This window comes from Sphingobacteriales bacterium (assembly GCA_016700115.1).
GTDB lineage: Bacteria > Bacteroidota > Bacteroidia > Chitinophagales > UBA2359 > UBA2359.
Map to the genome: position 1 here is coordinate 4,268,606 of CP064999.1, position 23,321 is coordinate 4,291,926.

Annotated in this window: 20 protein-coding genes; 4 read left to right on the forward strand and 16 right to left on the reverse strand. The window is 35.4% G+C overall.

Annotation, left to right across the window (positions count from 1 at the left end):
- Positions 1 to 11: 11 nt before the first annotated feature.
- Positions 12 to 1,763: a M61 family metallopeptidase gene (locus IPM47_15325; GenBank protein ID QQS28224.1), complete on the reverse strand. Its 1,752-nt coding sequence runs from the start codon at positions 1,761 to 1,763 to the stop codon at positions 12 to 14.
- A 132-nt stretch (positions 1,764 to 1,895) separates the two neighbouring features.
- Positions 1,896 to 2,879 (reverse strand): hypothetical protein, encoded by a 984-nt coding sequence (locus IPM47_15330; protein QQS28225.1) that lies wholly within the window; start codon positions 2,877 to 2,879, stop codon positions 1,896 to 1,898.
- A 267-nt stretch (positions 2,880 to 3,146) separates the two neighbouring features.
- Between IPM47_15330 and IPM47_15335 the strand changes: the two genes are divergently transcribed.
- A complete protein-coding gene (locus tag IPM47_15335) occupies positions 3,147 to 3,440 on the forward strand; it encodes a 30S ribosomal protein S20 (GenBank protein ID QQS28226.1) in 294 nt (97 codons plus the stop codon).
- Between the two features lie 149 nt (positions 3,441 to 3,589).
- Here the strand turns inward: IPM47_15335 and IPM47_15340 are convergent, their stop codons facing one another.
- From IPM47_15340 to IPM47_15350, 3 genes are all read right to left on the reverse strand, one after another.
- The gene (locus IPM47_15340; protein QQS28227.1) at positions 3,590 to 4,771 is read right to left on the reverse strand and encodes a PLP-dependent transferase; all 1,182 of its coding nucleotides are present in this window, start codon (positions 4,769 to 4,771) and stop codon (positions 3,590 to 3,592) included.
- Between the two features lie 2 nt (positions 4,772 to 4,773).
- The gene (locus tag IPM47_15345) at positions 4,774 to 5,607 is read right to left on the reverse strand and encodes a MoxR family ATPase (protein QQS28228.1); all 834 of its coding nucleotides are present in this window, start codon (positions 5,605 to 5,607) and stop codon (positions 4,774 to 4,776) included.
- Positions 5,608 to 5,668: 61 nt separating this feature from the next.
- A complete protein-coding gene (locus tag IPM47_15350) occupies positions 5,669 to 6,448 on the reverse strand; it encodes a class I SAM-dependent methyltransferase (protein QQS31496.1) in 780 nt (259 codons plus the stop codon).
- A gap of 229 nt (positions 6,449 to 6,677) precedes the next feature.
- Here IPM47_15350 and IPM47_15355 point away from each other — a divergent pair, with 229 nt between their 5' ends.
- Complete coding sequence (locus tag IPM47_15355) at positions 6,678 to 9,695, forward strand: DUF2723 domain-containing protein (protein ID QQS28229.1); 3,018 nt, start codon at positions 6,678 to 6,680, stop codon at positions 9,693 to 9,695.
- A 159-nt stretch (positions 9,696 to 9,854) separates the two neighbouring features.
- Entirely contained in the window at positions 9,855 to 11,159 is a 1,305-nt protein-coding gene (locus IPM47_15360) for a GWxTD domain-containing protein (GenBank protein ID QQS28230.1), read from the forward strand.
- A gap of 269 nt (positions 11,160 to 11,428) precedes the next feature.
- Here the strand turns inward: IPM47_15360 and IPM47_15365 are convergent, their stop codons facing one another.
- The 7 genes from IPM47_15365 to IPM47_15395 form a co-directional block, all read right to left on the reverse strand.
- Entirely contained in the window at positions 11,429 to 11,911 is a 483-nt protein-coding gene (locus tag IPM47_15365; protein ID QQS28231.1) for a DUF1772 domain-containing protein, read from the reverse strand.
- Between the two features lie 396 nt (positions 11,912 to 12,307).
- Positions 12,308 to 13,036, reverse strand: coding sequence for an HNH endonuclease (locus IPM47_15370; GenBank protein QQS28232.1), 729 nt, complete (start codon positions 13,034 to 13,036; stop codon positions 12,308 to 12,310).
- The gene (locus IPM47_15375; protein QQS28233.1) at positions 13,036 to 13,941 is read right to left on the reverse strand and encodes a DNA adenine methylase; all 906 of its coding nucleotides are present in this window, start codon (positions 13,939 to 13,941) and stop codon (positions 13,036 to 13,038) included. Before IPM47_15375 ends, IPM47_15370 begins: the two co-directional genes overlap by 1 nt.
- Positions 13,942 to 14,367: 426 nt before the next feature.
- Complete coding sequence (locus IPM47_15380; GenBank protein QQS28234.1) at positions 14,368 to 14,796, reverse strand: DUF1801 domain-containing protein; 429 nt, start codon at positions 14,794 to 14,796, stop codon at positions 14,368 to 14,370.
- 14 nt (positions 14,797 to 14,810) lie between these two features.
- On the reverse strand, positions 14,811 to 15,377 hold the full coding sequence (locus tag IPM47_15385; GenBank protein QQS28235.1) for a dihydrofolate reductase family protein: 567 nt from the start codon (positions 15,375 to 15,377) through the stop codon (positions 14,811 to 14,813).
- 375 nt (positions 15,378 to 15,752) lie between these two features.
- The gene (locus IPM47_15390; protein QQS28236.1) at positions 15,753 to 16,385 is read right to left on the reverse strand and encodes a hypothetical protein; all 633 of its coding nucleotides are present in this window, start codon (positions 16,383 to 16,385) and stop codon (positions 15,753 to 15,755) included.
- An 11-nt stretch (positions 16,386 to 16,396) separates the two neighbouring features.
- Complete coding sequence (locus tag IPM47_15395; protein ID QQS28237.1) at positions 16,397 to 16,834, reverse strand: hypothetical protein; 438 nt, start codon at positions 16,832 to 16,834, stop codon at positions 16,397 to 16,399.
- Positions 16,835 to 17,011: 177 nt separating this feature from the next.
- Between IPM47_15395 and IPM47_15400 the strand changes: the two genes are divergently transcribed.
- A complete protein-coding gene (locus IPM47_15400) occupies positions 17,012 to 17,512 on the forward strand; it encodes a transposase (protein QQS28238.1) in 501 nt (166 codons plus the stop codon).
- Between the two features lie 233 nt (positions 17,513 to 17,745).
- Here the strand turns inward: IPM47_15400 and IPM47_15405 are convergent, their stop codons facing one another.
- Genes IPM47_15405 through IPM47_15420 form a run of 4 tightly spaced genes read right to left on the reverse strand, consistent with a single transcriptional unit; the run spans position 17,746 to position 22,912 of the window.
- Positions 17,746 to 18,270, reverse strand: a complete 525-nt coding sequence (locus IPM47_15405) for a hypothetical protein (GenBank protein ID QQS28239.1) — start codon at positions 18,268 to 18,270, stop codon at positions 17,746 to 17,748.
- A complete protein-coding gene (locus IPM47_15410; protein QQS28240.1) occupies positions 18,257 to 19,468 on the reverse strand; it encodes a hypothetical protein in 1,212 nt (403 codons plus the stop codon). Before IPM47_15410 ends, IPM47_15405 begins: the two co-directional genes overlap by 14 nt.
- Positions 19,461 to 20,255, reverse strand: a complete 795-nt coding sequence (locus tag IPM47_15415; protein QQS28241.1) for a hypothetical protein — start codon at positions 20,253 to 20,255, stop codon at positions 19,461 to 19,463. The genes IPM47_15410 and IPM47_15415 overlap by 8 nt, the downstream gene beginning before the upstream one ends.
- The gene (locus tag IPM47_15420) at positions 20,252 to 22,912 is read right to left on the reverse strand and encodes a hypothetical protein (protein ID QQS28242.1); all 2,661 of its coding nucleotides are present in this window, start codon (positions 22,910 to 22,912) and stop codon (positions 20,252 to 20,254) included. The genes IPM47_15415 and IPM47_15420 overlap by 4 nt, the downstream gene beginning before the upstream one ends.
- Between the last annotated feature and the right edge of the window lie 409 nt (positions 22,913 to 23,321).

Consider the following 23,321-nt stretch of genomic DNA (forward strand, 5'->3'; position numbering starts at 1 on the left):
AAGAAAATATATCAGAATTTTTCACCCATCCAATCTTTATAGATTTCCTTTTGTAAAGATGTGGCTTGTTGAAGTTTTTCAATTTTGTAGTTGTACTCTTCTAATGATTCCAACTGAACAGAAATGTTTTTAATAATTCCGGAACGATTGACTAAAAAAGAAACCGTATCGCCAACCTGATACCGGGAAATAGTATTTTTTAAATCATTTTCTGAATTTACTCTGAAATCGTTGATTGCCAAAATTTCATCATTAACACTTAGTCCGAATTTGTAAGCACAACTACCTCTTTTAATTTTGCTGATGATAAGCTGATTATTGGTAAGATTTGTGTTAATCCCCAAGGCAGGTCCTTTGTTGTTCGCATTATTGACCAATTGCAAGCCTGCATAATTCAAATACTTGTTATAATCCATCAACTTGGTATCATATACATGGTCGCTAAAGAAAGTTTTCATCGGAACTCCCGCAACTTTTTCAACTCCCTGAATAAATTCCTGTTCAGAAAAACCTCTGCTTTGTTTTTTGTAATATTCGGCATAAAGAAACCGCATCACATCGTCTAAATTTTTTTTACCCTTGGTTTCGTTTCTGATGGCAAGGTCTAACATTGCTGCCAACACTGCACCTCCGTTATAATAGCTGACTGTTGTATTATCTGAGTTTTCATCAGGCCGGTAATATTTTATCCAGGCATCTAAACTTGATTCGGCCAGATTTTGAACCAAAGTTCCCGGTTTGCTGTCAACCCCTGCAATATTACCTGCCAATATTCCTAAGTAGGTTTTTGCGTCCAGCACATTTGCACGTTTTAAAATCAAATCATCATAATAACTGGTAAATCCTTCGGCAACCCAAAGCAACCGAGTATAGTTTTCTGATTCATAATCAAATGGGCCGAGTTCAATGGGTCTTAGCCGTTTCACATTCCAAAGGTGAAAATATTCATGTGCCACTAATCCCAACCATTTTTGATAATTGCTTTCAGGCTCAAAGCCCCAACGCGGGTTCATCAAAGCTGTTGAATGCAGATGTTCCAAGCCTCCACCCATACTTTGTGTATTAATTTGCAAGAAAGTATAATCTGAGCAGGGATGTTCGCCAAAAATCGCAGTAGCTGCCTCTAAAATTGGAGGAATATCTTTGGCCATTTTTTCAATTTTGTGATTTCCGGGACCGGAAACCGCTAAAACATGAGGAATTCCCGCAGCCATAAAATTAATCACTTCATGATTGCCAATTAAGATTGGTGAATCAGCCAATGTATCATAATCAGGTACTTGAAGTGTCCAATTATTGTTTGTGTTGACCGGCTTTAAGGCAGTTGAAATTTGTTTCCATTCACCATAAGGTTTAATTTTTAATGTCGAAGGGATTTGCTGATGTCCATCAACGTACATAAATACACTGCTTGGGCTTATAAATGCCATTTCAGAGTCTAAAAAACTGGTTCTTACGCTTAACTCGAACGAATAAACCTGATATTTTACTTTGATTGCTCCGGAAGATCCGATATCATTAATGCACCAGGTATTTTTCTGAGTTTTTATATGTGGAAGTTCAATTCCTTTTTCATCGGTAACCGAAAAGCCATCAACTTTCCTCGAAAATTCTCTGACTAAATAAGAACCCGGAGTCCAGACAGCCATTTTTAAGCACAATGAATCTGTTTTTAAATTAGAAATATTCATTTCTACCGTAAAATAATGGGTACTCGGTTCATCCATTGCAACCGAATAAGACAAAGTTGGTTGTGCAAGCATATTTAATGCGAAAAGGTTAATTAAAAGTATAGTTAATAAGGAAATCTTTTTGGATATCATAATACAAATTAGTTTACTGAATTCAAAACAAACAAAGATACAGTAATCTGTCATTCTAAAAAATGAAGGAGGTTATTTTTCAGGCATCAATACCTTGATACATTGTTTAAGGACTCCGATAGTTACAGGCGTAGTTCCAACCAATTCCCCGTCCATTTGCATATAAAGGGGATTTTCCAACGATTGCATTTCTACTTCCTCTTCGTTAAAATACCGGATTTGAGGATTGGATATCAGTTCACATCTTCTTAATTTTGGTAAATAAGCTAAATAATGTCGAACAGAAATATTCCCAAGAACTACACCCGACAATTGACCATCGGTCAAATCAGCATTTGGGGCTATACCTAATCCGCTTCCAAAATATTTGCCATTTGCCATGACCAATGACATTATTTTTCCTTGCCATGAAAAATTCTTCCCTATAAAAGTAACATTTTGCTTTTTATAGGTAAGAAATGTTTGAATAATGGCTTTTGCATACAAAAGAGTTGGGCCTAAAAAGGATTTGCTTTTCATGTTGGACAGATAAAAGGTTGCAGCTCCACCCATTCCTACATCTGCAACGTTCAAAAAAATTCTGCTCCCTTTACCATTTTCGCTATCTGAAGATGCTTTTGTATAAACTGCAATCCCCACATCAATCAAAACCTGATTGTCATTGTCAATTAATAACTTTAAATACGCAGCACTTTTTAAAATATTTGCAGTTCTGCTAAAGTCGTTTCCTGACCCTGCCGGAAATAATCCGATAACACATTGTTTCAACTTTTCGGTATCAAATTGCTCAATTTCAATACTGACCTCATTTTTTATCCTACATTCGTCAAATACTCCATTCGCAACTTCATTGAAAGTGCCATCGCCTCCTACGGCAATAATATGTGAATACCCTTCTCTAAATACCTGTGCTGATAATTGCCTTGCATGTCCTGAAAAGCGGGTTTCAAAAAAATCAACATGATATTGCCCTCTCCCAAATTGAAGTTGAATATCCTCCAATATTTTCCCTTTGCGGCCAATCAGACCACTCACAATAAAAGCTATTTTTTTCATACAATTTAGTTGGAGTCCTAAAAAGCAAAGGTTATCACCTTTGTTAAATTGGGTGTAAAACTAACCTAAATGTTCGGTTAAAAAAATATTTACCTATAATTCAGGAGTTATTAATATGGTTAGTTTGGAGGAAAAAGTGATTTATAATCCATGATAGATTCGTTTTCCTAAATTTTATGGCTAAAAAATTTTTTAATAATCAATGAAAGTACTATTTTTGCGCCTCGAATAAACAGAATTACCTAAAGAACAATCATTTATACTTATATGGCACACCATAAGTCCGCATTAAAAAGAATTCGACAGACTGAAAAGAGGCGTTTGCACAACCGTTTTTTCAAAAAAACTACCAGAAACATGGTTAAGAAACTTCGCCTTACACATGAGCAAGGAGAAGCTGAAAAAATGTTACCCGGAGTTGTCAGCATGATAGATAAATTAGCTAAAAAAGGGTTATTTCACAAAAATAAAGCTTCAAATCTAAAATCTAAACTCTCCAGGTTTGTAACTAAACTCGGGCAAGAGTCTCATCATCATCACAAACCGAAAAAAACATCGTAAGTAATTGCGTTGTTGGCTGCGTCAAAAGGAGGCATACTATTTAATTATAGTATGCCTTTTTCTGTTTATCAAAATTGCAGTTTTGATGAACTTTTTTTGGGGAGGATTCAATAACTAATTTGAGTTCTTAACATTCGGGCATATCCCAATCAATTTGTAATCAAATCGCTTTTTATTGCAGCTTCTGTTAAATCACGAATCAAAACATCTGCATCTTCAAGGCCAATGTAAAAACGAATCAGATTCCAGGGGATTTGGTTTTGTATCTGACCATAATTTTCAGAGGTATAAAGCACAGACATAGGGAATACCAAAGATTCATGTCCTCCCCAAGAGCAAGCTAATATAAAATAGTTCAAAGCATCGCAAAATTTTTCGACCTGGTCAATACTTTCAGAATTAACCTCGACCGAAAATAACCCACCGCAACCGCTCATTTGCTTTTTTGCCAAATCAAACTGAGGATGTGAGGCAGAGAATGGGTAATAGACCTTTTTAATCCAACTTTGTTGTTCTAAAAACTGAACTACTTCGGCAGTGGTTTCAGAAACCCTTTTTAGGCGAAGAGGTAAAGTTCGCAATCCTCTTATTATCAGCCATGCATCGTTTGGAGAAATAATTCCACCTAATGTCATAAACTCAGATTCAAAGATTTTTTGGATGATTCTTGAATTACTGCACAAAACACCGGCTACAATATCGCTATGTCCACCTAAATATTTGCTTGCAGAATGAGTAACAATATCAATTCCCATTTCAATGGGTGTTTGGTATAGCGGAGTGGCATAACTGTTGTCAATAACAGTTATCAATCCGTGCTTTTGGGCTATCTTCGCTGTATTAGCAATATCCTGTAGTTCAAAAGTGATGGAATTAGGGCTTTCAAGAAACAATAACCGGGTGTTCTCTTTGATTGCCTTTTCATAATTAGCAGGATTAGTGCCATCAATCATGGTGGATTCCACTCCAAAACGCGTTAGGAAGTTATTCAGGAGTTTGTTGGTCCAGCTATATGGTTTCTGAACACAAAAAATATGATCTCCGGATTTTACTTGAGACAACACCGCCGAAGCAATTGCGGCGCTACCACTGCTAAAAATCAAAGAATCTTCTGCCTTTTCAAGTGCTGCAATTTTTTTCCTCAAAATTGCAACTGTTGGATTACAACCTCTTGTATAAAAAGGAACATCTTTTTCATGTTTCAATGCCTGACGCATTGCCGCAATATCCTGAAAGGTGAAATTGCTGCTTTGAAAAACAGGTGGGGAGACTGCATTTTTATAGTTTTCGCGGTCTTCTCCCAAATGATTTAATATATATGACAAATCCATGTTCAATTATATCTTTTTTGTTGCTTTTCTAATAGTACTAAATCTTGCTCACTCTTGAGTAAAGCCCCTAAAAAGGGGGGGAAATGTTCTTTTAAATCCACCATTTCTAAATCACTGCTTCCAACTTTACCCAAAATGAGCAGTTTCAACCAATCTAATAATTCGCTGGTAGAAGGCTTCTTTTTTAACCCACGCACCTCCCTTAAGTTATAAAAAACAGCCATAGCATTGTGAATCAGCCGCGAATCTAAATTTGAAAAATGAACCTGAATGATTTGTTTCATGGTTTCTTTATCCGGAAACCGTATAAAATGAAAAAAACAACGCCGAAGAAAAGCATCCGGCAATTCTTTTTCATTATTGGATGTAATCAGAATGATAGGGCGATGTTTTGCTTTGATAGTTACCTGTAATTCATGACAATAAAATTCCATTCTGTCTAATTCCTGAAGCAAATCGTTTGGAAATTCGATATCGGCTTTATCAATTTCATCAATCAGCAAAACAACCTGTTGATTGGCTTCAAATGCCTGCCATATCTGACCGGGTTTTATATAATTGGAGATGTGATGCACCTTTTCATCTCCTAACTGTGAATCACGCAATCTCGAAACTGCATCATACTCATACAATCCTTGAAGCGCTTTTGTGGTTGATTTAATATGCCAGGTATATAGCGGATAATTAAAAAACTGTGCTATTTCATAAGCTAACACCGTTTTACCGGTTCCGGGCTCTCCTTTAATCAACAAGGGGCGTTGTAACTTGATTGCTGAATCAACAGCTATCATCAACTCACGGGTAGCAATATATGAATCGGTTCCTGAAAAGTGCATATTTTATTTATTCCTAAATGTGTTAAAAAAAAGCAATAAACCAACTTTTGTTAATCCTGTATTATTGAGTTTTTGTAGCAATAGCCAACAAATCAAAACACTGTGAGGTAGCCGGTGCTGTGTAATAATCAGACAAACGAATGTTGCTGACTAATTGGTTATTTCCTTTGAACAATAATCTGCGGTTAATCCGATTGAGCAGGTCATACGGAATTTGAAGCATCCATCTCGGTAAATTATACTGAAGATTAAACAGATCGAATCTGGTAAATTTTTTAACCGATGCTTTGTTTTTTTCATAGTATTCCATCACCTTTTCATTTCCAAAAACACCCTGAATATCTGTGTTTGAAAAATTTTGTTCCAGCAGTGATTTCAATTCTGTTGGGGTGTATTCCCTGATATGCCATGGATTTCTGGTCAAGGACATCGTCCGGTTGGGAGTTGTTAAGATCAAAACTCCTCCGGGCTTCAAAACCCGGTAAATTTCGTTCACAAACTCCTTGTCCTGGTCAATATGCTCAATCACCTGAAACGTTACCACCGAATCAAAACTATGTTCCTGAAAAGGCAAGGGTGGAACATTTACCTGCATAAACTGAACATGCTTGAAATTTGAAGCCGAATCAGGTAGTTGAGTTTGGTATTTGTCAATTGCAACATACTCGTCTGCAAAAGGAGCTAAGATATTAATCCCATAACCTTCCCCGCTTCCAACTTCCAAAACCCTACCATGTATATGTTTTGAAGCAAATTCATAAGCTACTATATGTCTTTGATAAATTACATTGTCGGTCAGATCTTGTGAAGAAACTCGTTCGGCGGTTTGCATATAAAAAATCTTTAAGCGAAAGTCCTTGTTTTGTTTGTAGAAATGTCCAATTGAATTTTCAGATTTGGACGCACAAAAGTAAGGTAAAAAGTATAAATCTATCGGACACCTAATAAAAAGCATATAGAAAAGCTGTTGAAAGCAGGTTGCGCTAAGGTTTTTTACTATTTTTGCTGCTTCAATAAAAGAATACTTTATCCTGCCTGACAGGAAATATCATTCCAAAAAACCTTTTTGCATGAATTTTCAAACTTTCAAGCATGTAAACAATATTGCCGGGTGGCTGATTTTCCTGATAGCAGCATCGGTATATACGCTCACGATGGAAGCTACAGTCAGCCTTTGGGATTGTGGCGAGTTTATCGCATCAGTTTACAAACAACAGGTTGTTCACCCTCCGGGAGCTCAGATGTTTATCATTCTTGGTCGTCTTTTTAATGTGCTCGCCTTTGGGAAACCTGAGTTGGTGGCATTAACCATGAACTTTATGTCTGCCGTTTGTAGCGGTTTTGCCATGATGTTTTTATTTTGGATTACTACACACATGGCAAGAAAACTTGTAAACCCTTACAATGCGAATGAGTTGACCATGGATCAGGTGATTGCAATCATTGGAGCCGGTGCAATCGCAGGGCTTTGCGGTACTTTTTTAGACAGCGTCTGGTTTTCGGCAGTAGAAGGTGAGGTTTATGCAATGTCCCTTATGTGGACAGCGATGGTGTTTTGGGGAATTATTAAATGGGAAAACAGGGCAGATTCTCCTTATGGTGACAGATGGTTATTGTTTGTAGCTTTTGCAATCGGCACTTCGATTTTTGTACATTGGTTAAACCTTCTTTGTATTCCTGCAATGACTTTGGTTTATTATTTCCGCAGGTATGAACCTACCGTAAAAGGGGCATTTATTGCATTTTTTATAGGGTTAGGAATTGTAGGTTTTATTCTGAAATTTGTAATTACCGGACTGATTGATATAGCTACAGGCATTGAATTGTTTTTAGTGAACGGCATGGGGATGCCTTTTAACAGTGGATTAATCGTATTTTTATTGTTATTTTTAGGAGGTTTTACCTTTGCTTTATATTACACCTACAAAAAAAGCAAAACTGCGGTTCACAACCTGCTTTTAGGTTGCATGTTTATTTTTATAGGTTATTCAGCTATAGTTGCGACTGTTATCCGGTCTAATTCGCACCCCAATATAGACATGAACAGTCCTCGCGATCTGGTTAGTCTTTCTTCTTATCTGAACCGAGAACAATATGGTTCGCGTCCTTTCCTTTTCGGTCAATATTATACGGCTGAAGTTGAAGATATCGAAGAAACCGGAGTGAAATATGCAAGAGGTGTGGACAAATACGAAGAAGTAGGCAAGAAAATTGATTATGTCTATAAAGGCAAAAAAACCATTTTCCCGCGGTTGTATGATATCAGTCCACAGTTTAAAGCCGACTATGAACGTTGGTTAGGTCATAAACGAGAGCCTACTTTTGCCGACAACCTCAAGTTTTTCTTCAATTATCAAATCGGTCACATGTATATGCGTTATTTCATGTGGAATTTTGCCGGACGGCAAAACGATGAACAAGGAATGGGCGGGAGAAAAGAAGGAAACTGGCTGAGCGGAATTTCATTTATTGATGGAATGAGGTTGGGAAATCAATCTGTAATGCCTGAACACATGAAGAGTTCAGATTCGAGAAACTATTATTTCTTCCTTCCCTTGTTGCTTGGATTGTTGGGCATGGTGTTTCAATTCACCAACAATAAAAGAAGTGCTTTGGTCATCTTACTCTTGTTTTTCTTTACCGGAATGGCCATTATCATACAGGGTAATTCTCCTCCGGTCGAACCCAGAGAACGAGACTATATATTTGCCGGATCTTTCTGGGCATTCAGTATATGGGTAGGCTTGGGCGTTATAGCTCTCCATGATTTGTTAAAAGAGAAATTAAAAGGAAAATCTGCAGCAATTGTTGCTTTTTGTGCTGCTTTATTAGTGCCTATCATTATGGGATTTCAGGGTTGGGACGATCACAACCGTTCTAACCGTTTCGGTGCCAGAGATTTTGCAGCAAATTATCTTAATTCCTGTGCGCCAAATTCAATCATTTTTACTCAGGGAGACAACGATACTTATCCTCTTTGGTATGCACAGGAAGTTGAAAATATCAGACGTGATGTAAGGGTCGTGAATTTAAGTCTTTTAGGCGTTGATTGGTATATCAATCAATTGCGCCGCAAGGTAAATGATGCCGACCCTGTTCCTATGTCTTATGATTCCTTAAAAATCAGAGGCTCAAAAAGGGATGTTGTCTATTTTAAAGAAGACCCTCAACGTGCACCTGTAGGGCAGTATTTTGCACTTCAGGATATTTTAAAGTTTATTGGTGATGACAGGCTTTCTTATTTGCAACAGGCAGGAGTAAATTACTTCCCCACAAAAACAGTCAGTTTCAAAGTTGATAAACAAGCCGTTTCAGCAAGTAATGCCATTGCCCCCGAAGACAATGTTAAAATTGTGGATGATATCAAATGGACCATCAACAAAAACAGTTTGTACAAAAATGACCTGATGACTTTAGACATCATTGCTGCTAATAACTGGAAACGTCCCATCTATTTTGCCATCTCTGTCAGCCCCGAAAGTTATTTAGGACTTGACAAGTATTTTCAGCTCGAAGGGCTTGCCTATCGTTTGGTTCCGGTTGAAGTAGAACCAACTATTGACCCTCTGACCGGAAAACCCGATCGTTCCCAAAGAGGCAGAGTCAATCCTGACATCATGTACGACAATCTGATGAACAAATTTAAGTTCGGAAATCTGGGTGATGAAAACGTCCATGTTGACTCCGATTTGAGCCGCATGGTGTTTAACTTCAGAGGTAACTATGCCAGATTGGCCTCGGCTTTAATTGAAAAGGGAGACAATAAAAGAGCTGTTGAAGTACTTGACAGATGTATAGAAATGATGCCTGACCATACTGCTCCTTATAATTTTTACATGTACACCATCATCGAAGCCTATTTTTTAGCAGGAGCTTATGACAAATCCAATCCATTGGCTGAACAAGTTGCAAACAGGCTGATTGAAGAGCTTAAATACATCAACAAACTACCCAAAAGAGATCAAGCCGCTTACGAACAGGAATTACAACTGAATGAGTATTTTATAAGTCGTTTTGCTGCGCTTGCAAAACAAAAAGGACAGGTAGAATTTTCGAACAAACTGGAAAGTATGTTAGAAGGATTATAGTTTTTTACTTGTCTAATTTAAACATCAAAAACACTGTTTCGCTTTGAAATGGTGTTTTTGTTTTTTATGAATATATTACACTCAAAATAAGCCAGATACAGATATTTTTGACCTTATTTTGTTTGATTGATGTCTTGTTCAGTCAAAAAAGTTTGATTTATGAGTTTTACAAAATCAAAAAAAATTCAATCGGGATTTGGAAACTTTCATTCACCGTTTGTGCCCATAGTTTTGACTTCCCTGTTATATCTGATTGCAGTGTTCAACGCTTGTAAAACCTCTCATTTAACTCAAAATGTTGCTTATCGCTATTCCGGCAAATCGGCAGTTCCTGAATTAAAAGTTAAAACTCATTTTATATCTGAAGATTCGGTCAAAATTTATTTGGGCTTAAGTACCTCAGAAATTAATTTTGATACGGCAGGGCTTGCATATTTTAGTATATTATTTCGATTATATGAAAATGAGAACGGGAAGCCCAATCTTTTAAGAGATAGTTTGCAAATCTTAACCGTAGCATCATTCAACAATACTCCGACCACCATTTTTGAAGTCAATATTGCAGCCCCAAGCCAGAGGAATTACTTTTTAACCGTTTATCTTGTTGAAGAGAATACCAGAAAAGGATATAAAGGTCAAACCGGAATATGGCGAAATCGTCCTGAAAACAAACAAGATGAGCAAAATTACTTCATAAAAAACGCAAATCAGGATGAGGTTATGTTTTCAAATATTACCAAAATCAATACTCCTCTAAGATTGTTTTATAAAAACAAAACCTATTCACATTTTACAATCTATTACTACAAGCCCATAAAAAACATGGCACTTCCCCCCTATTCTACCCTTCAGGAAGTGCCAATTCACTTAAAACCCGACAGCATATTTTTTACAACTGCTTTTCTTAATCCCAATCAGGAAGGGCTTTACTATATTCAGGCAGATACAAACCGGTTGTCGGGCTTATCCATTCTTTGCGTTGATTCTTCTTTTCCTAAAATTACCACAGCTTCCGACCTGATCGAATCTTTGCGCTATATTACCAGGAATGAAGAATATGAACAAATGATGAAAGCAACAAATCCTAAGGCTGCCGTTGATGAATTTTGGCTGACAAGAGCCGGAAGCCCTAATCGTGGCAAAGTTTTGATTAAAGAGTTTTATAGCCGGGTACAGCGGGCAAATGTTTTTTTTACAACTTATAAAGAAGGCTGGAAAACGGACAGAGGAATTATCTATATTATTTACGGTCAGCCGGATATTGTTAATATATTTCCGGATTCTGAAAATTGGACGTATTATCCCAAAGGAAATCAATCAAAACTTCAGTTTCAGTTTGTCAGAGAGGAGTTGCCTTTTACCATTCATCATTATCGCCTTATTAAAAACCCCGATTACGAAATGAGTTGGCAAAACGCAGTGTATGAATGGCGCAATGGGTTTATTAACAATTTAACAGAGTAATACTTAGCTAAGTATGGCTATGATTTTTTCGAAATTGATATGCCTTTGTTTGACTTTTTTGTTTAACTTTATCAATATCGGAAAGAGTACAAATCTGCGAAAGCCTTTAATTTGAAGGTTACTTTTTTATATTTCGGTATATAGTGGTTTTTGAGTAGTTGTGCAACAGTTACCGTTGATATGCGTTTGTGCTGGTGTTCGCTCAAGGAATAACTGATTGAAGTACTTCCGAAAACTTGTTTGATATAATGTTTGAATATTTATCCCTATCAAGTCAACTTGTTATAGGAAAAGTGAAGTGCTCTTGCTGCAACAAATAAAGCTATAAATCCAAACAGGACACGCAAATGTTCACCGAACACCCAATTGTTTACCAAGTTCAATGTTTTAAATGATTCTAAAGTTATTTCCTTATTCCAAAACAGATAGTTATTTATCGGAAGGAAATAAAGCATGGTGAACAGAAATGCACCCAAAGTTAGGACAAGGTGGATACTCAGCAGTATTTTAATTTGCTTGTCGGATTTCAAGTATGCAAAGAAGCTAATTACTGATATCAGTACCGAAGCAGGAACAGCTATCCGAAAGAAATGCCCAGGGTCTGCGTTAATGAAAAACGTTCTATAATTGGTTAGTGATTCTACACTTCCATCCCTCCAATTTGACATTACGACAAAAAAATCAAACAAGTGTCCAGTTAAATAACCTGTAGAAATTATAGTGTTAAGCCAGAGAAAAATTCTTTTTGTCATATTGATTAATTTTAGTTTGTCAAAGTAAATTTATTGCACTTTATTTCAAGTTCTCACTGTCACCCAAGCATGACGCATAATGTCAGTTGCTGAAAAAACCGTTAACAAAAATACACAAACATTTTAAATAGTAGCAAAAATTGAATAATTTTATGGTATGCAATATCTTCAAGGAAAATAACGCAATCAGATGCAAATAATCTGTCCGAAGAGCAGTATCGGAGCTGAAAACCCTGTGCGGTTTATGGATGCTTTTGTATAGAGATTTGAGTTATCAAAAACTCAGAGTAAGTACAAACCAACATAAGCATTAAACTAAAGGTAACATTTTTCTAAATCAAGAATTTAGTTGTTTTTGAGTAGTTGTGCAGCGGTTAACTATGTTAGCGGTAGTTGTTATTTCTTCGTTCTGTCTGCAACAATCTTTTTGATGAAGTCTGGTAGTTCAAGTTTATGTTCATCTGCAATAACTTTCAACGCATCATAATACTTTACCTCATCTCCGTTCCATTGCAGGTCAAGTCGTCTAACTGCTTTCATGGCGATATGATTGTAGTTTTCAGGGCTGCCCCAATAACATTCCATGCAAACAGGCGGCTTCTTGTTAGCTTTCCAATTGTCGCAATGTTCGCAACTCCATGATTTTGCTCTGTTGCATGAACCGCATAAAAGCATGAAATGGTCGAGCTCCCTGTCGGTTAGCTCGCCACCAACTTCATAGGGTACTCTGTGGTCAACCTGTAAGTAACGTTCTTCAAATTGCCCATTGCAGATTTGGCACCGTCCACCACATTTGTCGAATAATGCTTTTTTGAAGTCTTTGGAAAAGGGTATGCGACCTTCGACTATGTTTGTTTGCAATTGTGCTAAGTCGCCAAACTTATATGCTGCAATAGATTTGCCGTCTTGTGATTTGATTTTATATGTTTCAAGCGGAATGCCTGCTTCTCTCACATCTCTTGCTGCTCTTGGCGGATGATTATATCCATAAGTCTTTTTAAGGTCTTCTGTTGTAATGAAACCATGTTTTAAGATATGGTCAATTACAATTTTTGCCCTCTTGTTAGTTATTGATTGAACATGTTCTAAAAACTCTTTCGGATATGCTTCTTTCTTTTTCGCCATTAGCTTGCAAATAGTTCTGTTTGATAAATCGTTTGTTTGCCTGTAATTTTTTGTAAGTCTATTTTGCTGGTAAGTGCTGGCGATAAATAAAGTGCTTCGTAAGTAATTTCATTTCTGCTCAATAGCGTTGCTTGCGAAGAACGTCCAGCATTGATTTCAATTTTGGTCAAATTCAGATTGTCATGTAGCGGATTGCCGTAAGTTTTATTCCCCGTTCTTCCATCATAGCTCAAAATGAATGGAACATTTCTATTGTTTAGGTCAAAAAGCGAAACAATAAAATTATCAAACTCAATGTTTCCTGCGTAATTGAAACCACCATTTACGCCTGTTCCTTGATAAGGTGGGTCCATGTAAACCAAATCATTGTCTGTCGCAAGGTCAAGAATTGTTTGATAGTCTTGCGAATAGCATTCCGTCCTGCCTTTAAGAAGTTGGGAAACTCTCAAAATATCGTCACGCATCATTTGAGGATTTCTTCCTAAACGCCTTTTGTCGGGGCTTTGATTAAATTGTCCTTGTGCATTGTAGCGAACAGCAGCTTTTACACATTTTGCTAAAAGGAATAAAAGATACTCGGGTTGTTTTGTGTCGTTAAAACGTTCACGAATGTGGTAATAATATTCCTCTTCGTTTCCGTGTTGTCCGTGCCATATGTCGTGGTAGTGTTCGATGATTAATATCGGATTTTCAATGATATTTTCCCAAAGATTGACAAGCGGTTCGTTAATGTCATTAATTACAAAGCGATTTGCTTTAAAATAAAAAGCGGAAGCAATTGTCATAGCTGCTGAACCTGCAAATGGTTCAATCAACCTGTCAAAGTTGTCAGGAAAGAACCTTAAAATTTGGTCAGCAAGATTTCTCTTGCTTCCCTGATATGGTATAGGATGTGGTAATTTCATGTCTTGTTATTTGTCAATTGTTACATGTCAAATTTAGCATTTTTTTGCCTAACTATATAAGTCAGCATAATGGTCGGTTACAATTACCACCAACTTCAGTTGGTGAAAAAACAGTTAACAAAAATACACAAACATTTTAAATAGTAGCAAAAATTGAATAATTTTATGGTATGCAATATCTTCAAGGAAAATAACGCAATCAGATGCAAATAATCTGTCCGGAGAGCAGTATTGGAGCTGATAACCCTGTGCGGTTTATGGATGTTTTTGTATAGAGATTTGAGTTATCAAAAACTCAGAGTAAGTACAAACCAACATAAGCCTTTAAACTAAAGGTAACATTTTTCTAAATCAAGAATTTAGTGGTTTTTGCGTAGTTGTGCAACAGTTACCCTTGTTGGCGGTTCGTTGTTTTCTTGTTTGTTGTCAGTTGCCCGTCTTTTTAACTCCGTCCTGTATTGCTGCTTCAAGTATGTCAATATCTATATCTTTTAGCGTTTTGAACTTAATGCAATAACCTGTTACACTCGCCTTGCCTATTGTTTTTCCGTAGGTTTCGGGTAAATACTTTTTGTCTTCAATGCCCATAATATATACCGAAATTCCTGTTGTATTTCCGCTAATTCCAATTTGATAAAACTCTTTAGTTTTTCCGTCAGCATATTTTATGGTTTGTGTCCCATAGCCAATGTTAGGATTGGCAACAATTTTACCTCTATCGTCTGTGCCGTCTAAGAACCATAATTTACATTTTGGCAAAGCTTGAAGTATGCGTTTGTGCAACATTTCAATTTCAACGCGTTTTGGTTCAGGTTGGCTGTCAATATATTTTTTGATTTGTTCTTGTATGTTCATTTGTTAAGTTCTTGTTAGCTGTTCGTTGTTTTTTCGTTTGTCGGTTCATAGTAAAGAATTACTGCACCGCTATTAAATGTTTTTGTCTTTAAAAGTTTAAGTTCTGACCTGTCAGTTATCTTTTTGAACAACGGCAATCCGTTTCCGACTATAACAGGGTGAACACAAATTTGGTATTCGTCTATGAGATTAAGTTTTGTCAATGCTACTATCAAACTCGGACTGCCAACAAAAATGTCTTTACCCGATTGTTGTTTAAGTTCTAAAACTTCTACTTCAAGATTTCGGGTTGCCAATGTTGCACTTTTCCAATCCACGCTTTTTAGCGTATGAGAAAATACAATCTTTTGGATTTTGTCAATAGCAGTAGCAAAGTCGTCCATTGATTTTTCGCCCGAAGGTTTTTCTACAAAAGGTCGCCAAAACTCCATAAGCTGATAGGTTATCCTACCATACAGAATGGTATCTGCGTTGGTTAACAAGTCTGTATAGTGGTCGTGTATTTGTTCATCGGGATTTACTGCTGTATGGTCGCAATACCCGTCAACTGTCATATTAATTGCAGCAATTACTTTTCTCATATATTTACCTGTCTGTCTGTTTTGGTGTGTCGTTTTACAATGACCGCTAACGTCAACCTGTGAAAAAACCGAAAACAAAAATACAAGAATATTTTAAGCCATGATGAAAATTGCTTTATCTTAAGCTATGGCATACTTACAAGGAACACCCCGCCGACAGATGTAAATAATCTGTTTGGATAGCAGCATCGGAGCTGAAACCTTGTGCGATTTATTGATGCTTTTGTTGAGAGACTTAGGATATCGAAAACTGAGAGTAAGTACAAATCATCAAAAGCCTTTAATTTGAAATCAATGTTACTTAAAATCGTGTTTTTAGTGGTTTTAGAGAAGTTGTGCAACAGTTACCCTAGTTAGCGGCTGGTTTTCTTGTCATTAGTAAGGGCTTTTGTCTGTTTTAATACCAGCCGGCAATTCAAATTCTATGTCGTCAAGTTTTACTGGCTCTATTTCAGTCGCTATACTCACTAAAGTAAATTGTGCGTTCTCAATATCTGATTTTAAAGGCAAAGCGTTTGATTGAGAAAGATAGTCAAACCAGTTGCCAAATTTGTGATTTGTAAATAGTTTGGTGTCAACAGATAGTTTGGAATTGAAGTAATATTTCTGAACTCCACTCTTGCATGTAAGAATTACTTCGTCACATTTATAACCTAATACTTCTGTTACGTTTTTATTGACTTCAACTTTTAATACTTCGTCACCTTGAACGCTGCCATCATTCCAAAATGCAGTCTCGGAATTAGACATTTTATTATAGAGTTTATTGTCCTTGTTTATGTATAGCTGCCACTGAACCAAAGTCCCATTGACAATTGATTTGTAATTACCACCTTTAATTAAATATTCCTGTGTTGAACCCAGCATTGAAGTCCATTGTTGGTCTGTCAGTTGGGTGTTTTTACTTTTGTAGGTGTTGGAGTAAAAAATTTTACCTTCAAAATTTTGTCCATAGGTTGTAATTGTTGAAACTGCTGTGATTGTTAAGAATAAGAGTAGTTTTTTCATTTGTTTATGTTTTATTTTGTTGTTATTAAGTGTGCAATATGTTCGCCTGATTGGTTTCCAAGAATAATGAATTCTCTTTTGTTGTTGTCGTAAGTTTCAATTGTCACTCTTCCATCGTGAGAATATGGACCCATTCCAAATTCTTTAGATGGATTGTAAATGGCTGATTTAATGTCTGACAACTTTATTAAAAAATTCGTCTTATTCCCTTCAACAATACTACCAACAGTTAAATTCAAGTAAACGATTTTTCCTAAATACTTGTTTTTTAAATAGGAGTAAGGATTTGTAAAGTCGCCTTTGATAGCCATATTAGAGATAATTTCTCGTGTAAGAATATCCTTACCTCCTTCAACGCTTACAAGTCCATTACTTTGAATGCCAATTAAAAGTCCTTTTGATTTAATTACAAGAAATGTTCTGTTAAGTATCAAATAGTAATACTCCATCGCTACAAAATGATTGTCGTCTGTAAGTTCTATGTCTTTTAATTTCTTTGTTTGTCTGTTCTTTAATGTTCTTTATGTCGTCCGCTAAACTTGCCGATAACGTCAGCCTGTGAAAAAACTGCCAACAAATATACAATAATATTCTAAAAAATAACAAAAAAGGTGTAATTTTAAGCTATGGCATACTTACAAGGAACACCCCGCCGGCAGATGCAAATAATCTGTTTGGAGAGCACCTACACTTGTCCGCAAGGCGAAAGGCTTTCGACCCAAGGCAGATGGCACAACAAAGCAAGAGATTACACCCCCTACAAGTTTAAAAAATACAGAACCTCTGCTTGCAAAAACTGCCCGGTAAAACACCTCTGTACCGGCAGGCAAAAAGGCGGAAGGGAAATAGAACGCAGCGAATTTGCCGAAGTAGTAGCCCAAAACAGCGAACGCTATCAAACCCAAAAAGCACAATACAGAAAACGGCAGGAAATCAACGAGCATATTTTTGGAACTATCAAACGGCAATGGAACTACTACTACACCAACCTTCGTGGGTTATCCAAAGTAAACGGAGAACACAGTTTGATTTTGTTGGTCTATAATATCAAACGCACCATCAACATACTTGGGATGGAAGAACTATTGATAAAGCTCAAAAATTGGCAGCCCGACTATCCAAAGTAGTCTTGTTTGCTCAAAAAAACGTCTTTGATATTGACCTTATGCGCCCTTTTTTTTTGGGGGCAATAGTTGTCATGACAAAAACAACTCCGCTTCAATCAAAAGTATAGGCTTTGGGGATTATTCTATAGCCAGTTTTTATGAGAGTTTTTGCAAAAAACAAGTTTTTTCACAGCCTGCTTTGCCAAGTTTTGGGTTGCGTGTCGGCTTGTGCGACTTGGCAATGTGTGTGGCTGTTATGCGATGGATTCATTCTTGTCATCTTTTACTAAGTCTTTTGCAAAGTCAATAAATAGTTTGTGTGCTTTGGTAAATGTATATCTATCGTTGCCTTGTTTTACCGCTATGTTTCTCTTTACCATAGTTCCAATATGTCGCTTTAAACTGTCGTCTGTGTTTAGTTGCTTGTTTGCTTTGATTACGTCTAACCACGATGAATTTTTAAAGTATTCGAGTATTTCGTCAATATGAAATTCCGAATAATTAAGTTCTTCTAAGAAATTCTTACCATCCTTGTCAAGTTCATAGCATAGAATTGAAATGAAAATAGAAATATCTCTTGATGTGTTTTCGTTTGTCTCGCTTGAAACCAAGTAATAAAAGTCGTGATTACCAATCATTTCAAAGCCAAATGAAGTTTCAAAAAAATTGATATAAAAGTCTTCATTCTTTTTGATGGTTTCAAACAAAAAGTCCTCAACTGTTATGAATTTCCCTTCCATTAAGGAGGTGACTATTTCTTTGTGTTTATCTGGATACATCTTCTATTTTCTTAATAGTAAGTTTCGGCATAATTAGTTCTAATTCGTCATTAGAAACGGTTATTTTATCCCCTACATTGTTTACTGTAACCTCATAATCATCCTCAAAAACCAAGCTGGTTATCATAAAAAAGTTGTCAAAGGAAAAGTTGTCATTTTCTTGTTTGATAGAACTTTCACACCATTTAAAAAAATCCTCTACGGGCAAATTTTTATTCAAAGTTTCTTTATATTTTGATTTATCAAAGAGCCAATCGCTTGTTTGTTGTGCATCTTCTACGATAATTAATTCAGCTTCGTTTTTGAACTGTTCAAAGTATTCTTTCGTGTTTTCATAAACAAATCTATTGTAGATGTTATCACGAGTAGAAACGAATATTCGAGGTGGTTCTATTCCCTTATAACAATTTCCATTATTTAGATAATGATGGAAACCTCTCAAATATTGGCTCTCAGTTTTTATTCGCTCAATTAACGGCAATAATTCATTGGTAAGAATAACGGACTGAGTGTTTAGGTCTTTTCCTACTTGACGTAGTAGATAATAAAGCTTTTCAAATTCACGTCTTATACTTTCATCCCCATAATCAAACCTTTTTACGTTGGAAAATTGCGAAACATTCAGCAATTCGTTGTAGATGGACTGGCTATGATTTACATCTAATATCGTATTAAGTGGTGAAATGTAATTTTCAATAAGATACCTTGCCTTGTGAATTTTTTCTTGGTAATCAATTTTCTTATTATTCGCTTTTAGCTCCTTTGATTCAGTTAATAAACTTTTGGTGTTGTTTACAACAGCATTTGTGAACTTCTTAATTTGATTTGATAAGGCTTCAATTCTTTCCAAGAAAATGTTCTTATCATCATTTATACCTTCTTTGATTTTTAGAAATAAAGTCCTGATTGATTGCCCGAAATGTTCTATTTCTTCAGGTAAGAGAGGTTTGAATTGTTGATGTATAAACTCAAAAAGAATCAAATAAGGCTCGTTAAATGCAAAGTCATCATTCTGCTCAACCAATATTTGATATTCGGTTAGTTGTGTCTGAATATTCTTGTCATAGTTTTCTATACAAATATTTAGAGCTTCTTTGGTAATAATATAATTCTTAACCTGTATGTCAAAAAGGTCTCGTAGCAAATCGTAATGACTTGCCATAAACTGCAATATTGATTTTGGTTCTGATTTAATCATATTTCCAATATTGTTGCTCTAAAAATCGGTTATTTCTTATTATGCTTTCTCTAATTTTAATAACGTTAATGTCTCTACTTTGCTTAATTCTATTAGTCATTTCGGCTTTATTGCCTTTTAGGCTTTGAGAATACTTATTAAAGAGTTCATCATAATTTTCAGGTATGTGTATTTGGGCAAAGTCAAATACTTCTTTGATTCTTAGAAATTCTTCAAGACCGTTAAAATCATAATCAACAAAAACAAGTAAGTGTTTTGTAGAAAGGCAGTTTAGTGATTCTTTGCCAATTCGACCATATTTATGAAGGAACACAAAACTTTTACCTAAGAGTTTTTCTGCAACTAAAAATGTGTCCAAGTTTTCAACAATACAGATGTATTCGGCTTCAATTTTTTCAGCGTTACAAGCAAATAATTGAAATTTGCTTGTGTAATTTTCTAAATTTAATTCATTGCCATTTATCCTGATTGTTTCAAAGCCCCTCAGCATAAAGATTGGTGTAGAAACTGTTTTTTGAATTTTAGAGTTTCTAAATTTCCTAACATTATCTGATTTGTCCTTGATTTCAATGTCTTCGGGAAAATAAGCTTTAAAGAAATTATCAAATTCGGTTGGCTTGTTTATTTCATATCTGAAACCTCTGCCTGTCCTTTTTTTTTCAATAATCAATGAGGAAACCAAACCTTTAAAATGTGGCGAACTCAAAACATTTTTAGGGATTGCCTTTTCTGTAAGAAAAGAATCCTCTTTTAATTTCTTGTATGTTCTGAAATCTATTTGATTCACACTGTTTTCTTTTTACGGTAAATCACGTTTCCGTTAGATTCACTTAAAACAATTTTTCCCTTACTTCTTCTCACTAAGTAATATTTATCGAATCCGTCATATGGGTGCAATGGTGCAGCTGATATAGGAACAAAATTGTATTCTTTACAGAATTTCAAAATTTCAATTCTGTTCGCTTCATCAATTGTTCCGATTTCATCAACAAAAATCACGATTTTGTTTTCAACATCATTGATTACAATTTGATGAATAATAGACATAATAATCACCATTCTAATCATTTTGTCTGTTCCATCAGATTCAATTTGATTTCTTAAATCAACCACCTTATGCTGTCCTTTTTTATCAAGATGCAACTTGATGCCAAAAAGGTCTTTAAATTCGATTACAAATTGATTATCCAAATACCTATTCAAAACATTTAGGTTTTCTGATTGGTCGTCAAAAATCAGTTCAGACGTAAGGTCTCTAATTTCCATTATCTTCTTTAAATCCTTGATTAGATTTTCATTTGAGATAATCTCAATACTCAGAGAATCTATATCAGAAATTTTAATTTTTCTGATTTTTGAATTGAATTGGTTATTGATGAACGCTTCAAACTCCTGAAATTTTGAATGAAGCGTTTTACAAGGATTTGAAAATTGAGTTGAAATATTTTTAAGAAGTGCATCAATACTCTTTTGCTTATTATCAAGAGTTGTAAGTTCTGAATCAAGATACTTGATAAATTCATCTTCCGAAGCAAAAACAGTTTCCGTTTTTGTTTTAAGCATTTCAAATATTCGTTCTTTGTTGTTTTTGATGTTATCCCGTTCGCCAAAATTCCGTTCAAAAATTTTGAAAAGGTTGTCAAGGGTTTCGTTTGTTTGATATTCGATTGGAATAATTCCCGACTGTTCAACTTTTACCTTCCAACCTTGAATTTCTTTAATACGATTTTCAGCTTTATTGATATCGTCTGTAAGAACGATTATAGCCTCGTTTACTCTTGTTATGAGTTCCGATGTTTGTCTTAATTCCTTTTCTGTATTATCTCGTTCTTGAATTAGATTCTTTAGTTCTTCTTCTAAGCCTGCAAAATTCTTTTCAAGTTGTGGTAACGATTCTAATTCTTCAATTTTCTTTTCTATTTCTTTAATTTTAACACGAACAAAAGAAAGATCGGAACGATATTTATCTAAATCTTTTGCAATCGGTAAGAGTTTTTCACTACTTATTTTATCTTTTATTGCAGTTTCCCGTTGTAGTTTTAAGTCAGCAATAGATGGAACTGGTTTCCCTTTTAAATCTTGGGGAATTTTTATTGCTCCGTCAAAGATTTTCATGATATCAGATAGATTTTCAATTCCCGATTGAATATTTTCTTTCGGGAGTGCAGTAATGGAATCGGAAAGAATTGCGTTAAGTAATTCCTTGTCTTTACCATTTTTGCTTATCTGATGAATGAGCAAATTAGAGTAGGTTTCAATTTGTCCGTCAAGTTTTGAAATTTCTTGATTTAGATTAGAAATCTTGTTTTCTAAATCTCTGCTATTTAGATTTTGATTTTCAATTTGAGTAAGTCTGCTTTCAATGTCTTTTCTTTGTGTGTCTAAATTGCTAAATGACTGTTTCAAAAAGTCAATTCCTTCATAAGATTTAATATTGCTGATTTTTTCTGTAAGCGATTCTTTTGTTGAGTTTTTTTGAGAAATGGTTGCTTTAAATTCTCCAATGGTTTGATTTAGATTGTTATGTTTCGGGATTAAGTCTTCGCTTAATCGTGTTCTGTTTTTATCTCGTTCATTCTTTTTCTCGAAAAGTCTTGTGTTAATGTCTATATTCACAGAAGAATAAAGTGCTTCAAACGCATATACAATTTCAGATAAAATCTGATTTTTAGCTTTGTATTGATTAACTAATTCCTTGAAGTCGGAAAAACTTTTTTGAATACTTCTAATTACCTTGATTTCTTTGTTATGTTTCAAAAGTGTTTGAATGTCCTTTTGGTTTTTCTTGGAAAATTCAATTTGTTCATTTTCTTTATTGTCGGCAATAATCAAAGATTCCTTCAATGTCTTGTTGTCAATAAGTTTTGAGTTTATTAAGTAGCGGTAAATTTTAGAAAAGTTATTGCTGATTTCTCTTTGGTCTTGTGAAGCTCCTTCGTTTAACCATACTACTCCGTTGTTTTTCTTACCTTTTTGGTAAACAAAGTTGAAAAGGTCTCGTCTGTTTGAATATTTGCTGTATTCTACTCCCGATGAAGAAAATTCAGCAAGTAATGAATCAAATTTCTTAAGTTTTTGTCCTTCGGATGTTTGCTCAAAATATTGTTCCTCTTTGTAATCGCTGTCAATTTTGTAGTAATCTAAACTTCCTTCTGCATTCTTCTTTACTAAAATGCAGTAATACCTCTTTTTGAAAATTTCAAAAATTATGTAACTCGAATTGATAGAAGGGAAGTAATGATTAATTGTTGATTTGTCGCCTGTCCGATTACCACTAAATGTCATTTGCTTTCCATCAATGATATACAGAAAGTTAAGAGCATAAATTAAAGTGCTTTTCCCAATATTGTTTGGACCAACTATTTGTAATGAATCGCAGTCGCCTAACTCGATGTCAGCTTTTGAATATATGTCTGAATGAAGTATTACGAGTCTTTTTAACATTGTCTAAATTCTGATTCATTAGTATTTGGGGCTTGCGGGCAGGAAAATTCAGGCTCTTTTGATTGCGAAGCGGTCGCCCGTGCGTTGGGGCAAGCAAATGTGCCTGAATGTGCGGTTGGCTTTCTATTTCTGTCGTTCACTTTGTTCACTGTTGTTGCCTTTTTAGGGTGAGTGCTAACGTCAACCTGTGAAAAAACTGCCAACAAATATACAATAATATTCTAAAAAGTAACAAAAATGGTGTAATTTTAAGCTATGGCATACTTACAAGGAACACCCCGCCGGCAGATGTAAATAATCTGTTTGGAGAGCAGCATCAGAGCCGATAACCCGGTTCGGTTTATTGACGCATTTGTTGAACATCCGGATTTGTCAAAATTGGGCGTTGAACCTCAAACTCTCAAGAACA